Source organism: Vibrio atypicus (genome assembly GCF_009811315.1).
GTDB classification, from domain to species: Bacteria; Pseudomonadota; Gammaproteobacteria; order Enterobacterales; family Vibrionaceae; genus Vibrio; species Vibrio atypicus.
Genome location: NZ_BLID01000001.1, coordinates 893,161 through 908,037 on the forward strand (window position 1 = coordinate 893,161; position 14,877 = coordinate 908,037).

Below are 14,877 nucleotides of genomic sequence, written 5' to 3' on the forward strand. Positions count from 1 at the left end.
TTAAGGGACGCCAATTAAGCTATCACTCGCGCCATATAATAGGTATTGATGTACTCACCATCTCGGAATGAGCCCGCCTTACATTCCCCTTCGATTTCAAAACCAAATTTCTTGTAGCACGCAATGGCTTTCTCGTTGTCAGCATTGACTTCAAGTTGAATTCGTTTGATTTGTAGCCAGTTGTCAGCAAGTTCAATTATCGTCTCAATTAGCTTACTGCCGATTCCTAGGCCGTGATAATCATCGTGTACACCAATCCCAAAACTTGCGCAGTGGCTTGTTCTAGGGCGCTGAGAGTGGTGAAAACCGATATTCCCCACGACTTTCCCATCCACTTCTGCAACATAGCTATAAACGCCGGTGGGTATGTTTTCCAGTCGTTGCGTCCACATGGTAACAGACGGCTTCGGCAATTGAAGGGTTTCACGTTGAGCTAGAGGTTGTGAGTAAACTTCACATAACGCGGCCGCATCGCTTGCTAGAGTAGGGCGAATAATAATTTCCATATATTTCTCTCTCGACTGGTTGAACATTACTCAACCATAACGAGAAATTAATGCGAGTTAAAGCCCTGATTTTAATTAATTAAAAATAGATAAGTTTCTCTTTTGCAAGGATAGAGATTTGATGGGTGTTTGAATGGAAAAAAAGTTCTTAATTAGAGGGGGGAAAGCCGTGACGTAAGCTTACTAAGTAAGTGTTTTACTTTGCTATACCACGAGTTTCTTTTGCTGCTTGTTGGTTTCTATTTTAGTGAAATTCCCTTACCTTATATCTGTTTTATAAAATATTTTTTAAATCAATGCTTGCTCGCTAAAACTTATCGTAATACGATAAGTTTTTATTGCTTTAGATTAAAGAAAAGAAGTTAAAAGGAATGCTGATGTTACTAACACGTTGTAGGAGAGGTGCGCTGGCACTTTCACTGTTAATAGCGTTACCCAATGCTGCTGTTTCGGCTCCGACTCAGGCTGATGAGTCAGAGCGTAGCCCTAAATGGATGAGAGATGTTGTTATTTCTCCAGATGGTCAGAAGATCGCGTTTACTTATTCTGGGCAAATATGGTTGGTCAACTCAACCGGTGGAGAAGCGACACCACTTACAAGTAATGATGTATATAGTGATCATCCAATTTGGTCCCCGGACGGAAAATCTATTGCTTTTCAATCTAAACGCTTTGGGGCTGGTGATGTATTTATTGTGCCAAGCGTAGGAGGTCAAGCTAAAAGGCTGACATTCCACTCGAGTGCCGACGTCCCTTATGCATTCAGCTCAGATGGAAGTGAAGTTCTGTTTAGTTCTAGAAGGTTAGGTGATAGCGAGGCAACGCTGAACAATGGTTTCATGGGTAACGGCAGTAAACATCTTTACTCGGTGTCTAGTGAAGGAGGGCGTGAGAGACTACTGTTATCGAACCCAGTCAGTGCTCTTTCTGTGAAACCGGATGGCAGTGCTTACCTTTATACTGACGAGCCTTCATTCGAGCAGGAGTGGAGAAAGAGAGCCATTTCTGACGCGACACGCGATATTTGGCGCTATGACTCGCAAACACAGAAACACCAGAAGCTCACGTCATTTCGTGGAGAGGATAGAAATGCGGTTTGGAGTCAAGATGGCTCAAGTTTCTACTATCTTTCAGAACGATCTGGCTCGTTTAACGTTTGGAAAAAAAGCTTCATCGAAGGTGCGAAACCAGAGCAAGTAACGCAACATGACACGCTACCGGTGCGTTTCTTAAGTACAAGCTTATCTGGCGATTTAGCCTATGGTTACAATGGTGAAATTTGGCTGAAAAAGTCGAATCAAGACGCATCTAAGCCCGTTAATGTTTTCATCCGCCAGACTTCACTCAATACAGGGCGCCGATTTGTCACCCTCAATCACGAAGCCACAGAAATAGCGGTCTCTCCTTATGCGCCTGAAGTCGCTATTGTCGCACGTGGTGATGTTTATGTGGTTTCACTCTTGTCAGGAGCGACGAAGAGAATCACTGACACGCCTGCCGCAGAGCGTGATATCTCGTTTTCAAAAGATGGCTATGTAATTCGATATGCGTCTGAGAGAAACGGTAATTGGGATATTTTCCAGAGTTATGTAAATGATACAGGGAAAAGTTTCTCGACTTCGTTTGATATCAAAGAAGAGCAACTGTCTGATGAGCCAGCGGATGAGTTTCAACCACTGTACTCGCCGAATGGTAAGAAGGTCATCTACCGTGAAGACCGCAATACTCTAAAAGTCTATGACCTGGAGCAGGATCAAACGTACACCTTATTGGACAGCCAAGCACTCTATTCGTATATGGATGGCGACCTAACTTACTCATGGTCTCCTGATAGCGAGTATGTAGTAACACGCAATAATTCAGAGCTAGATAGTGATGTTATTTTGCTTAAATCGGATGGTAGTCAGGCGCCTATTCAGGTAACAAATACAGGCTTTACTGAAAACAGACCGAAGTTTTCTCATGACGGCCAAGCGGTTTATTGGTTAAGCAATGCGAAATCTAGCTATGGGATTGATGGGTTTGCGAATCAGCAAGATATCTATATTACCTACTTGAACCAGCAAGCCCAATTTGATGCGAACAAAAGTGACGAACAAAAATGGTTGGATGAAGAAATCGCAGGAGGAAGAGAGAGTGATGATGATCAATCACCGCCTAATCCTACCCTTGTTGAAGAAAAAGGGTTTAAGCATCGAACTGAGAGGGTAACTTCAAGTTCACTGTGGCCACTGTTTTTCCATTTATCATCAGATAACCGCTATATGGTGATCATTAGTTCTGATGGTGACAATGCAGAGATCTCAGAAATCGACCTCACAACAGGTGAACAAACACACTTGTTTACCCGTAGCTATTTTGATGTACGAGCAGCGGTGATGTCATCTGATGATGAGACGTTAATCATTATTGGAGATCAGGGGATCGAGAAGCTTAACGTTGTGACAAACGACAGCGAATATATTGATTATGCCGCTCAAGCCAATTACGACTTCTCGGGTGAGGTTCGTTATATGTTTGACCACGTCTGGCAGCTAACTAAATCTAAGTTTTATGATCCTAATATGCATGGCGTCAATTGGGAGCAATATGGTGAACTTTACCGAGAGCAATTGTCTGGGATACACAATTACATCGATTTTGCTGAGTTACTCAGTGAGCTAGCAGGCGAGCTGAATGCTTCCCATACAGGTTCTGATTTTGATGACTACGTGAATACTTGGGAAGAGCCGTCCTCACTGGGTCTTTATTATGATGATCAATACCGAGGAAAAGGGGTGAGGGTGAAGTCGGTGTTAGCCGGTGGACCAGCCGATACGTATGGATCGCCGATCAAAAAAGGCGCCATTATTTACTCTGTTGATGGTGTGGATGTTTCCCCAGGGCAAGATATCTATCCACTGCTTAATTTCAAAAAAGGTCGAATGACCAAACTCAGTGTTCTTAAGCCAGGAGAGGAGTCAGCGCAAGACTTTAAAATTGTGCCGATCAGTTTAAGGCAAGAAGGCGTATTGGCTTACGATGAGTGGGTTGAGCAGAGACAAGCTCTTACCGAAAAGCTATCAAATGGTCGTTTAGGCTATGTGCATCTTGCAGAAATGGGGCCTGATAGTTTCGAACGGATGCAAAACGATTTGTTTGGTAAGTATCGAGACAAAGAAGCGGTAGTTGTTGATGTTCGCTTCAATGGAGGGGGCAACCTCACTAGTCAGTTAATGGAAATTTTATCGGGTGTACGCCATAGCTCCATCGAAACACGTGATGGTTACACACTGACTTCTTTCCCTGAGAGACGCTGGGCTAAACCGAGCATTATGATAGCGGATGCCAATAGCTATTCAGATGGTTCTATTACGCCATTTTTCTATAAACGAGAAGGTCTGGGGCAGTTAGTCGGTGAACGCGTACCAGGAACAGGGACCGCTGTTATTTGGCCAAGCTTGCAAGAGCCAAGAATCAACTATGGTGTTCCCCAGTTAGGCTTTAAAGACGATGAAGGTAACTGGTTTGAGAACCAAGAAATCGAGCCAGATATTTTAGTTTATAAGTCTCCGGAAGATGTGGCAAAGAACAGAGATCGACAATTAGAAGTGGCTGTAGAAGCATTGTTGAAACAGCTGGATGAAAAATAGTTTAACATCATATTAATGAGTTGGTGTTGGTAGGAAGTATCTTCGCCAATATCACGATTTTATGACGATGAAATCCCCATTTGCGCTTTAATGCCGAATGGGGATTTTTGTTGTTATAAGTGAGGTGTTAGTTGGAATGCCCACTAGGTTGAATGACTATTGGGTATGATACGCATTGGGGTTAATAATTAGACGGATAAAACGTGAATAACGTGTTAGAGTCGAAAATATTACGCCTGCTTATATTTTTCACATTTTGATGGAGTTCGCTTTCAGAGCTTTTAATAAGGGAAGGCGATTTACCGTTATTTATTAACCAAGGAAGGATTGATGACCACTGCTGCTCCATCATGGAAAACCCCGCAAAACTTTTTGCTCATTGTTTCCATTGTTGTGCCAATTGCTTTTTCAAGCTGGATGGCCCTATTGAATAACTTCGTGATTGAAAAGGCGAATTTTGATGGTGCTGATATTGGTTTGTTGCAAAGTGTACGAGAGATTCCTGGTTTCTTAGCCTTTACCGCCGTTTTTGTATTGCTGTTTATCCGAGAACAAAAATTCATGCTGCTTTCACTTGCCGCACTGACGTTAGGCACCATGATTACAGGCTTTTTTCCTTCTCTGTTTGGGCTTTTAATGACCACACTTTTGATGTCGACAGGCTTTCATTACTTTGAAACACTCAAGCAGTCCTTGTCATTGCAATGGCTTTCAAAAGAAGAAGCACCAGAGATGCTCGGCAAGCTGATTTCAATCGGGGCACTGGCTTCTCTTTGTACTTATGGGGCCTTGTGGTTTTGTCTGGAAATTGTCCAGCTCGGGTTTAAATGGGTATACCTAATATTTGGCGGAGTAGGTTTCGCGCTTGTTGTTTGGATGGCTTTTGCATTTCCTGAGTTTAAAACGGAAGTTCAGCAGAATAAGAAGCTGGTACTACGCAAGCGATACTGGCTCTACTATGCACTTACTTTTATGAGTGGTGCGCGTCGTCAAATCTTTACCGTCTTCGCTGGCTTCTTGATGGTTGAGAAGTTTGGTTACTCTGCGGCTGACATCACTTTACTTTTTCTTATTAATTACCTGTTTAACTTTTTGTTTGCCAAACGAATTGGGCGTTTCATCGGCAAAGTGGGTGAGCGTAAAGCTTTGGTTTTTGAATATGTAGGCCTGATTGGTGTGTTTGTCGGCTATGCATTTGTCGATTCAGCAGAATGGGCGGCTGCGCTTTATGTTGTCGATCATCTGTTCTTTGCTTTGGCATTAGCAATCAAAACGTATTTTCAAAAAATTGCTGATCCTGCTGATATGGCGTCTACAGCGGGTGTTGCTTTTACCATCAATCACATTGCGGCAGTATTTATTCCAGTCAGCTTTGGTTTAATCTGGTTAGTATCGCCATCTGCGGTCTTTTTCATTGGGGCGGCAATGGCCTTAGTCTCGTTGACTTTGTCCCTGAATATTCCGAAAAAGCCTGAAGAGGGCAATGAAGTTCGAATGCTAAAGTGGACTTAGTCGCTTCTATTGATGAGCCAGAACAGTGAAGCGAATCCTTCACTTTTCATCTCTCAACTACACGAGTCTTTGCTGCAAATACTCAATGAAGGTTTTTATTTGCCCCGGGATGTATTTTGATTGCGCATACTGTGCGACGATCTTACCTTGATAGTTTCCCCCTACATGCCAATCTCGTAATACTTCAACAACCTCTCCGGAATCTAAATAAGACTGGATAGCAAACTCTGGAAAAACAGAGATGCCAACACCTCTCAAAACGGCTTCTCTGCGGATTTCACTGTGGTTTACGGTGAATGAGCCACTGACGTTCGTCGAAAGTTTTTTATTATTGTTTGAAAACTCCCAAATACGATCTCGGGGATTCTCCCCCAAACACAAACAATTATGATGTGCGATATCTTCTGGGTGAATCGGCGTTCCAAATTTCTCTAAATATCCTGGACTTGCGCATAAAACCAGACGACATTGCCCTAGAGGTTTAGCGATTAATCCTTCTGTAGGCTTGTCAGTAATCATGATGATGACATCCACTTCGTCACCAATAGGATCAATGTAGTGATCGGCGACTTTTAACTGAAGTGAGACACTTGGGAACTGATCAATAAAGTCGAGAATGATGGGCATCAATACCTGACGGGAAAGCGCCTTTGGCGCTGCAACTCGCAAAGATCCAGAGACATCCGTTTTATCAACTTGAGCAGCGGATACGGCCATTTTCGCAGAGTTCATCATATCGCTACATAAACTATAAACCTCATGCCCTGTAGAGCTCAAACGCATCTGGCGAGTGGTTCTTTCTAGGAGCTTCTCTTCTAGCGCATTTTCTAGTCGCGTTACTGAGCGGCTGACAGAAGAGGGAGACACGCCAAGTTTCTTTGCGGTTTTTGAGAAGCTACCCGATTCAACGACATTAACGAAGATTGCCATCTCCGATAGGAGAGGAATAAGCTTATTTGTGTCCATGGCGCAATTATCCTTTGCATAATGGCTATATTGTTTCGTCTAAGTTACTAATGGATACTAATTAAGTCAATTGACAACAACAATAATCAAGGACGTGAAGCATGAAGAAGATCAGAAGCATCGAAGATGTTCAGGCAGTTGCCAATGTCTCTAAGCATATTTTGACCTTATTCAGTGGCGGGCTAGATAGCTCATACATTTTGGAAATTTTAAAAAATAGCTCAGCGAAGGTAACAGCTCTTGCTGTCGACCTAGGCGATGACATTGATGAATCTAAATTGAAGTTGATCACCGATCATTATGGTTTTGATTTAAAGATTATTGACGCGCAGCAAGAGTTTGTTGAACACAGTTTGGTCTCAGCAATCCAGGCTCAAGCTCTATATCTTGGTGACTATCCAGTGAGCTCGTCTCTTTCTCGTCCGATTATTGTAAAGAAAGCCGTAGAATTAGCGGAAATATTGGAGTGTGATGCCATTATCCATACGGCTAATCAGTCTCAAAACAGTTTGCGTCGACTAAATGGCGCAATTGAGCGCTCTGGGTTTAAGGGTTTTTACGGCTCGCCTTATGAATACTCCGCGGTTTCTCGTGAAGACAAGTCTCAGGCGTTGTTCCACTCAGGCTTAGTGGGTTTTAAAAACCGAAGTGTGAGTGGCGATTCGAATTTATGGTGCCGCGAGTTTGAGTCAGGCGCCCTAGACAATCCAGAGTGCTTTACTGCATCTGAATCTTTGTTTACTTGGTCTCGTTGGCAGCCCGAGAAACAGTTAGAAAAAAATCAAATTAAGATCGGTTTTAAACAGGGTTATCCAGTAACACTGAATGATCTACCGATCAATTTACTCGAGTTAATAACCTTCATTAACAACCACGTTGGCGCGTATGAGATAGGTCGATTTGTAGGGTTTGACCATCTCGATCAAGACGAGAAGGTATTAGAGGTACGAGAAGCACCCGCTGCCACTCTCTTGATGAAGGCTTATAAGTTGTTGGAAACAGCAACGTTACCTACCGATGTCCTCAAAGCAAAAGCAATGCACAATCAAATGTGGACCCAAGAGGCCGTTGAAGGTCGCTTTGGCAGCATGATGCAAAGTTCGAGCTACGCGTTCATTGCCCACACTGCGGAATTCGTTTCTGGCAGTGTTCTATTCAATCTCACTAGAGGAACGGTTCTAGCGACAAGTATTGTAGCGGATAATCCCCGTTATCTATGTGATAGAGATACCTGGGAAATTCAGGTGGCAAAAGAGCGAGGGACTCGTTCTCTCGCGTGCCATGGTATATCAGAACAAACCAGACAAACAGTGTAGTAGGGAGTTGTATTTGATGGAGATGGTTAAACAAGTAACGTCAAAAAACACTTCGGTCATCACGGAGTTACTAAAACAAAATCAGTATGTTTTTGTCAGTGGTAAACAGATGACCGCTTTGCTCAAGACTAATGTTGATCAAGTGATCCGTTTTCGTAATTGTTGGAATCACTTAGAACGCGATCAATATATGGCGGATGGGGGGACTTATCGTTACCGACGCTATGGTCAGTTCGTCAAGCTGCCTCATACCTCTGAAATCACGATGCTTTGCCATGAACCTTACGTTCAGCCTGCTTATATAAACTCGTTGAATGGCGATATTGAGCGTCATTTCGAGCCCTTAACCGATCGGTTTGTGACCTCTCCAATCCTAGAAAGATTACTGCAGTTGATGAGTGATATTTACGATGGTGCTGAAGGAAAAGCGACCAAGTGGAACATCCGTCTGCATCCATATCGCATTGTTGCTGATGATTTGGAGTGGGGACAGCCGACACCAGAAGGTTTGCATCGTGATGGTGTCACTTATATTGCCTCGATGATGATTAATCGGACTAATGTTGAGGGTGGCGAAACAACACTGACAGACGCTGATAAGAATGAGTTGGAAACACTTACCCTAGAGAGGTCGTTTGATATTGTGATGGCGAACGATGAAAAAACCATGCACCAAGTATCGCCGATTCGACCAGAAAATTCAGATAAATGCGCGTACAGGGATGTACTCGTGATCGCTTTTACAAAAATGGAGGACTAACTAACATGACTACGGCAGCAAGTTCGTTAAAGAAAGGGAGTTTTAAGTTTCCTATTACTGAGAGTCTACTATTACTCGTTGCAGTGTTTTGGGGAACCAGTTACGGGCTTACCAAAAGTGCCTTAGTGTATACCAGTGTGTTGGTCTTCATTTCCATACGTTTCTCAATCACTTTTCTATGTATGCTACCTGTGGTGATTCGAGACTTTCGCCGAGGACTGAATAAAGATTGGAAGATAGCAATACCGACCGGCTTTATCCTATCGGCGATTTTTTTCTGCGAAGTGTTCGGGGTTTCTCAAACCTCAGCATCGAATGCCGCATTCTTGATCAGTTTATCGGTGATCTTGACTGCGTTTGCAGAATTAATCATTAACAAAAAACGAGTGAGTAATACGCTTTGGATGCTGACGGTATGTAGCGTCGTTGGTGTATTACTTCTTACCGGTGATCAAGGGTTTGATGTTTCTCTCAATTCCGGTGATTACTTTATTTTAACTGCCGCTCTGTTACGTGCATTGATGGTCACCTTAACCAAGCGCTTTACGGAAGGTAAAGAGATCACCACTTCAACGTTGACCTCTCTTCAATCCTTAGTGGTTGCAACGGTTGCGATAGTATGTGCTGTGACTTATCTACCGGCTTCAGAAGTGGTCATTCCAACCAGCATTGAGTTTTGGGTAACGCTCTCTTACCTCGTTTTGTTTTGCACATTATTTGCGTTTTATGTTCAGAATTATGCGGTGCGAAGAACGTCGCCAACTCGTGTGTCGTTATTAATGGGTAGCGAACCTTTGTTTGGAGCGATCTTTGCTATGGTATGGTTACAAGAATCTCTAAACATGATGCAGCTGCTAGGCGGTGGTTTGATTCTCTTTAGTGTGATCGTGACTTCAACCAGAGAGAGTTAATGGCTTTGGTTTAGAGATCACAAGATGCAAAGCCCCAGTTACTGGGGTTTGTTTTTTTAATGGAAATCGTCCACGTGATATTCAAGGTTGCTGAGCCAAAACTCGCTGGTCAGATAGGCTTGCATGACTGTTTTCTTATCACCGTTTTCGAGAGTGATGATATAAGCCCCTTTCAATAACCCTTCGACCATAAAGAATCCATCACTCTCAACTGAACTGGAATACTCTAACCCTTTGCCTATATGTTTGAAATGGATATAGCTGTTGGGTTGAATCGGTCCATCGATAGTGCCATCCAGACCAAATGAGGCGACTAACACAATAGAGACTCGAGTAATTCCTGCTTGGCGGGTATTTACAAGAATGGGGTTTCGTTTCGGAGTTAGGTTGAGATCAAGTGCGCCTTCATCAATATAAATAGAAAGGTTGTCACGCGCCGGTACTTGCTCAAAGACAAACTCACCATGTTCGTTGCTGGTGGCGTATTGATCTAACACCTGCAATACCGCATTTTCGATCGGTTGACCTTGTTGATCGGTTACTTTCCCCGTGACTTTGGCAAAGCTGTATTTGCTCCAATCTAGCCACTGACCAACATCTTGGTCAAAATGGCTACGCGCTCCGAATTCACCGGTAAATTCCATACCATAGGTATCCAGCGAGCCGAACAGTTTCATGCGTAGGTGAGAGTTGAATCTGGCTTCTAGAGAAGCGGATAAATCAAAATAGTTGCTTCGATAATTGGCCGAAAGATCGGAGGTGATCTCATCAAAGTATTGCCAATAATTGAGCCAACAATCTCTGCAGATATTTCGTAAGGAAGCTGAAGCGTGTTCGAGGTCGCCATCTTGATCCCACGTTCCTCTTAGGTTCCACGAGGTATCTGCAAAGCCACTTTTAGCCAATTCGAGACTAGAACGCATCTCTTTATTATGATTTTTCCTGTGATAGGTATAGTCGGATTCGGCGGTGAGAAACAGACTATTGGCAATTTTGGTGCTTATTCTTGCAGAGGTCAGATACTGGCTTTTTTCCCGGCGAAAATTGATATTGGAAGTATAACGGCCCAAAGAAAAATTATAATTGATCGCATCGTAGACAGCTGCATCGGTCGTGAAATTATCAGTTTTATCTATTTCAATGATCAGCGACTGTCTGTTATTTAGCAGAGCGTCAATTTCGATTGGTATACGCCGAGTCTGCTGTATCCAGCCTATATTCCATGCCATCCAATGTGCCGGTAAGTAGCGCGCTTGAAGGCCTAGTAACTTTTCTTCTTCAGAAGTGAGTAAGGTCGCGCCGAGCGTAAAGTAATCTCCCATCCCATACTCAAGGTTTGTTGCGCCAACTTTACCACCATCCAGTTTCGCGATCAGTTCGGTACGCCATTGGCCTTGTGGTAAAAAGGAGTCTTCTAAGCCAGCAACGACGATCTCTTCTTCTTGCCAAACGCCTTTGGCTAGATAGTAACGAAACGTGATTGTGTCACCGGGTGTTATGTTTGTTTCTTCAATGACAAAGTAACCAAAATCATCTGACTGATAAGTACGGCGGTAAATACCGTTTATTAATACATCAACGCTGATGTTGGGCTGAGTGGTACGCTCTAACTGTAAGGTACCAAACTCGGGTGCCTTGGTTCTGTTCGTGTAGTAGAAACCGTGTTCAAGGCTGACTGGCTTTGAATAGAGCCCCCCATCAAGTAATACGTGACCAACTTCTAGTGTGCCTAGCTCATTGTTGGTATTCATAGCGAGGTTGTAATAGACCACAGGATTTTCTTCACGTGAATCTATCGATACGCGAGAAAGTGTATTTTCGGTACTCAGCAATGAATCCGATAGCAGGTGTAACGTGCCATTATTTTCGTTGTCGTAGGTTGCGGTTGTCGAGACTCGCGTCGAAAATCCGATTTTATCTAAGGGCTCAACCGTCTGTTGTTGACGCAATTTCTCCAGTTGTTTTGCTTTTTCTCGCGAGTCCCGTCTGAGTTTTTGGATCTCTTCTTCAAGATCTGATTGAGACTTAAAGTGTCGTTTAATCGTTAGTCGATAGTCATCAATATACCAATCTAACTCAATGGGTAGGCAGGCATGCAAGCTATACCAATGTATGAACCATTCCCCCTCAATGTTCAGAAGCTTAATTGCTTGAGGCTGAGAGGTAGAGCGGTAGCATTGGCTCTGTGCAAAATCGACAAGGAAAGGTGGAGATTCGTGAGTGGCATCTTGAGGCAAAAAGGCTTCACATTGTGGTTCATAGCAGCCTCCTGTCACCTCTAGCAGATAGAAAAGAGTTTTTTCTACGGGTAAGTATGGGGTTTCTGTTTCATCCATCATGACCCGATAAAACCCATCCCCCACATTGCCCAATCGAACTTCGATATGGGCAGGGAATAGGTCTGTGCTTTCTGCTTGACGGGCTATGGCTTCTGAAAAAAGTGAAGCCGTGAATACCCCTAAGAGGATAAAAACTCGAACAAACATGAGGGTTTGGGATAAACGCTAGTTATTTAAAAGAAGCATTCATGGATCTTTTTCTGATCTTGAAGCAAAGTCGCGTGGCTTTTTGCTGCGACTGGCTTAATCAGCTGTGAATCTCGTAGTAGTACTAATCGTTCATCTTGGCCGTTGATGTTTAGTGTTGCATTAAACTGGTACTTACCGTTGTTTTGAATATGGATGGCATCTTTTTGACATTGAATATCAACATTTTGAGTGACCTTTCCTCGTTGTGCATAGATTGGAATGTAGCTATTTACACGAAAGTCGAGCTCAAAAGCGGGACCAGATAATTGCTTGGAATCTTTAGCTTGCTCCTGACCAGTTGCGATAGGAGAGAACCATAAATATGCACGATATTCACCATCTGTCATATCTTTGGGAAGGGCGTTGAACCTGAGTCGGATAGTACGACGTTGATTTGGTTTTAGTTCGCGAATCACAGGAGGAGAGACTTGAATCCAGTTAGCAATATTCTCGGTTTGCTGTATATCTTGTGTTAAACGAGTTACGCCCGCAGAAGTAATGGGTCTATAGACAGGTTTTATTTCCAGTCTCAAAGGTTGATCTGAACTATTTTCGACCACTATTTTCTCAGTGATAGATCGATCTGCATCTAAAACGAAACGAGTTGGAGCAATAAGCAGTTGTGCAAATACTGGGACGGCAAATATGCAGCTTAGAATAAATAAAGAAAAGCGTTTCATTTGTAATTGACCTCAAAAGGAATAGTTCCGGAGTAACGACCCGCTGAATGATTTTTGCCAAGGCGGACTTTGGCTCCGATACACAACATTTTACTTTTACCATCACTTTTTATTTTTGTTCGGCCTCGCTTAGATAGCCCACATCCGTAGAATATACGACGTATTTTTACCCGACTAGAGTCTGTCTCATGTTGTAGATATTGATCATTAGGAACCGAAACGAAAATTCGTTTTCCAGGTGTTCCTTCGACATGAAACCTTACGACATAGAGCTGGTTATTATCGGGTTTAGAGACGACATTTTTACCAACACCAGTTAAGTGGAGTCCTGGGAAGTTTACTTCTAAATTCTCTGGAATTATTTTTAATGCATAACAATGTATAGGGAATAAAAATAACCCTAAATAAAAAGCGAGTTTGAACGGCATTGTATTATTTGTTTTAAACATGGCGGCTAATCACCGCCATAGATTTACTGATCAAACCAATTCATCAATGAATTATTGGTACGTTACGTTAACTGGTACAGTTGCAGAATAAGTACCTGCCACTAAAGTTGCACTAGCAACACGAGCTGTACCACCTACTTTAAGTTCGCCAGTACCACCTGTTAGCGTTAGTGTTGATGGGAAGTCAAATTCTGCAGCAACGTTGTTACCACCGTTGACTAGGTTGGTGTTTGAAATGGCAATTGTGACTACTTCGCCAGTACCACCTGTAATGTTAAATGCTGCAGCACCGGCATCACCTTGAGCAATAACAACATCTGTTGCTTGGTCAGTTGTGATAATACCAAAGTCTAGGTTCGATGTTTTACTCATCGAGATTGCTTGTTTAACTTCCAATGTTGCATTAAATGTGTCGCTTGCGGCCAGTACATTAGTAGCAGAAAGTGTGAAGATAGAAAGAGCAGCTACTTTAAGGATCTTATCCATGGTATTCCCTATTATTGGTTACGTGAATTTACTTAATTCTTATATTTGCGACAAAAAATGTAATGAAACAACTATTTATCGCTCTGATTAAAATATATTCAATTAATAATTTTTAAAAATGTTTTTGCTCTTAATTATGTAATATATAAATAACTGGAATGTTGATCACATTAATCATTTAGTTCTAACTAATTGAATCTAGTACTAACGGACTATTTTTTAAATAAACCTTATTCAATTAAAGGAATTGAGTTGCATATGCAATAAGCGAAAATATTATAAATATAATCTTGTTGCATATGTTTAAGAGGGCGTTAATAACACTTAAATGTCTAATTAAATAAGAATCATTCTAATATTTTTGGCGAGTTTGAATATTTTTAAGTACAATATGTTGGCATTGAAAATTATGAGTGACTCGTTCGAATATATATTTTTAATAGGGTTACTTTATCGATTCAGCAGAAAAAGCACGTAATGTGGTATTTACAATAATAGAAACCTGATGTTCGCGCTCTTCTTCATTTGGCATAGGTAAAATTCCCAAAACTTGAGGCCAAAATAATAGACCTTGAAATATGCTGACATAGACATTGGTAATAGTTTCTATATCCGGCGCAGCAAGTTTTCCACTGGCGAGTGCTTTTTCGAACCAACTGCTGACCGCACGTGTTCGGTATAAACGTTGAGTAATGCTTTTCGCCAGTTCCGGTTGACGGAAAAATTCCATCACAATAGTTCTTGAGAGTGCAATGCCATAGATGTTGTACATCACATCAATTTCTCGCAAAGTGACAGTGCGTAACTGCTCTTCAATCGATTTGTGTTCATCAAACGGATATTCAATAGTGCGAGTGACACTTTCCTGAATCTTCACCAGTACTTCTTCAAATAATCGTTCTTTGCTTTCGTAGTAACGATAAAGTGTTCGCTTAGAGACCCCCGCTGCGGTACAGACATTGTTCATATTAGCCGCTAGGAATCCATTTTGAATGAACTCTTCCTTTGCTGCTCCGATGATCGCTAATTGCTTTTGTTCTGAGCGGGTCATTATCTTTCTCCTTTGGTGTCAATCTAGTCTAACAATAGTGATCTTGTAGGTAAACTTTTGAGTTTACTTTGAGAGAGTGC

12 protein-coding genes are annotated in these 14,877 nt (G+C 42.3%); 5 read left to right on the plus strand and 7 right to left on the minus strand.

Annotated features, from left to right (window positions below; all coding sequences use genetic code 11):
- Nucleotides 1–14: 14 nt before the first annotated feature.
- A complete protein-coding gene (locus GVO60_RS03960) occupies nt 15–506 on the minus strand; it encodes a GNAT family N-acetyltransferase (RefSeq protein ID WP_159651289.1) in 492 nt (163 codons plus the stop codon).
- A 377-nt stretch (nt 507–883) separates the two neighbouring features.
- On the opposite strand from GVO60_RS03960, the gene GVO60_RS03965 reads away from it, so the two are divergent.
- Together GVO60_RS03965 and GVO60_RS03970 are read left to right on the plus strand one after the other, a co-directional pair.
- A complete protein-coding gene (locus GVO60_RS03965; RefSeq protein ID WP_159651290.1) occupies nt 884–4,138 on the plus strand; it encodes a S41 family peptidase in 3,255 nt (1,084 codons plus the stop codon).
- Nucleotides 4,139–4,468: 330 nt separating this feature from the next.
- A complete protein-coding gene (locus GVO60_RS03970) occupies nt 4,469–5,650 on the plus strand; it encodes an MFS transporter (protein WP_159651291.1) in 1,182 nt (393 codons plus the stop codon).
- Nucleotides 5,651–5,707: 57 nt separating this feature from the next.
- Here the strand turns inward: GVO60_RS03970 and GVO60_RS03975 are convergent, their stop codons facing one another.
- Nucleotides 5,708–6,616, minus strand: a complete 909-nt coding sequence (locus GVO60_RS03975) for a LysR family transcriptional regulator (RefSeq protein ID WP_159651292.1) — start codon at nt 6,614–6,616, stop codon at nt 5,708–5,710.
- Nucleotides 6,617–6,717: 101 nt separating this feature from the next.
- On the opposite strand from GVO60_RS03975, the gene GVO60_RS03980 reads away from it, so the two are divergent.
- The 3 genes from GVO60_RS03980 to GVO60_RS03990 are packed head-to-tail and all read left to right on the plus strand — an operon-like array spanning nt 6,718 to nt 9,603.
- Nucleotides 6,718–7,932: an argininosuccinate synthase-related protein gene (locus GVO60_RS03980; protein ID WP_159651293.1), complete on the plus strand. Its 1,215-nt coding sequence runs from the start codon at nt 6,718–6,720 to the stop codon at nt 7,930–7,932.
- Nucleotides 7,933–7,948: 16 nt separating this feature from the next.
- Nucleotides 7,949–8,692 (plus strand): 2OG-Fe dioxygenase family protein, encoded by a 744-nt coding sequence (locus GVO60_RS03985; protein WP_159651294.1) that lies wholly within the window; start codon nt 7,949–7,951, stop codon nt 8,690–8,692.
- 5 nt (nt 8,693–8,697) lie between these two features.
- Nucleotides 8,698–9,603, plus strand: a complete 906-nt coding sequence (locus GVO60_RS03990) for a DMT family transporter (RefSeq protein ID WP_159651295.1) — start codon at nt 8,698–8,700, stop codon at nt 9,601–9,603.
- 56 nt (nt 9,604–9,659) lie between these two features.
- Here GVO60_RS03990 and GVO60_RS03995 read toward each other — a convergent pair whose 3' ends face one another.
- The 5 genes from GVO60_RS03995 to GVO60_RS04015 all read right to left on the minus strand — a co-directional run bounded on the left by GVO60_RS03995 (nt 9,660) and on the right by GVO60_RS04015 (nt 14,797).
- Nucleotides 9,660–12,089, minus strand: a complete 2,430-nt coding sequence (locus GVO60_RS03995; protein WP_225874892.1) for a carboxypeptidase regulatory-like domain-containing protein — start codon at nt 12,087–12,089, stop codon at nt 9,660–9,662.
- Between the two features lie 26 nt (nt 12,090–12,115).
- Nucleotides 12,116–12,811 carry a fimbrial biogenesis chaperone gene (locus GVO60_RS04000; protein ID WP_159651296.1) on the minus strand — a complete coding sequence of 232 codons (696 nt, stop codon included), beginning with the start codon at nt 12,809–12,811 and terminating at the stop codon, nt 12,116–12,118.
- Nucleotides 12,808–13,260, minus strand: coding sequence for a DUF4402 domain-containing protein (locus GVO60_RS04005; protein ID WP_371862424.1), 453 nt, complete (start codon nt 13,258–13,260; stop codon nt 12,808–12,810). Before GVO60_RS04005 ends, GVO60_RS04000 begins: the two co-directional genes overlap by 4 nt.
- A gap of 51 nt (nt 13,261–13,311) precedes the next feature.
- Entirely contained in the window at nt 13,312–13,746 is a 435-nt protein-coding gene (locus tag GVO60_RS04010; protein WP_159651297.1) for a DUF4402 domain-containing protein, read from the minus strand.
- A gap of 445 nt (nt 13,747–14,191) precedes the next feature.
- On the minus strand, nt 14,192–14,797 hold the full coding sequence (locus GVO60_RS04015; RefSeq protein WP_159651298.1) for a TetR/AcrR family transcriptional regulator: 606 nt from the start codon (nt 14,795–14,797) through the stop codon (nt 14,192–14,194).
- Nucleotides 14,798–14,877 lie beyond the last annotated feature (80 nt).

Bases quoted from the DNA above. Each gene is read 5' to 3' on its own strand.
- GVO60_RS03960 (WP_159651289.1), bottom strand. From the start codon at position 506: ATGGAAATTATTATTCGCCCTACTCTAGCAAGCGATGCGGCCGCGTTA.
- GVO60_RS03965 (WP_159651290.1), top strand. From the start codon at position 884: ATGTTACTAACACGTTGTAGGAGAGGTGCGCTGGCACTTTCACTGTTA.
- GVO60_RS03970 (WP_159651291.1), top strand. From the start codon at position 4,469: ATGACCACTGCTGCTCCATCATGGAAAACCCCGCAAAACTTTTTGCTC.
- GVO60_RS03975 (WP_159651292.1), bottom strand. From the start codon at position 6,616: ATGGACACAAATAAGCTTATTCCTCTCCTATCGGAGATGGCAATCTTC.
- GVO60_RS03980 (WP_159651293.1), top strand. From the start codon at position 6,718: ATGAAGAAGATCAGAAGCATCGAAGATGTTCAGGCAGTTGCCAATGTC.
- GVO60_RS03985 (WP_159651294.1), top strand. From the start codon at position 7,949: ATGGAGATGGTTAAACAAGTAACGTCAAAAAACACTTCGGTCATCACG.
- GVO60_RS03990 (WP_159651295.1), top strand. From the start codon at position 8,698: ATGACTACGGCAGCAAGTTCGTTAAAGAAAGGGAGTTTTAAGTTTCCT.
- GVO60_RS03995 (WP_225874892.1), bottom strand. From the start codon at position 12,089: ATGTTTGTTCGAGTTTTTATCCTCTTAGGGGTATTCACGGCTTCACTT.
- GVO60_RS04000 (WP_159651296.1), bottom strand. From the start codon at position 12,811: ATGAAACGCTTTTCTTTATTTATTCTAAGCTGCATATTTGCCGTCCCA.
- GVO60_RS04005 (WP_371862424.1), bottom strand. From the start codon at position 13,260: ATGTTTAAAACAAATAATACAATGCCGTTCAAACTCGCTTTTTATTTA.
- GVO60_RS04010 (WP_159651297.1), bottom strand. From the start codon at position 13,746: ATGGATAAGATCCTTAAAGTAGCTGCTCTTTCTATCTTCACACTTTCT.
- GVO60_RS04015 (WP_159651298.1), bottom strand. From the start codon at position 14,797: ATGACCCGCTCAGAACAAAAGCAATTAGCGATCATCGGAGCAGCAAAG.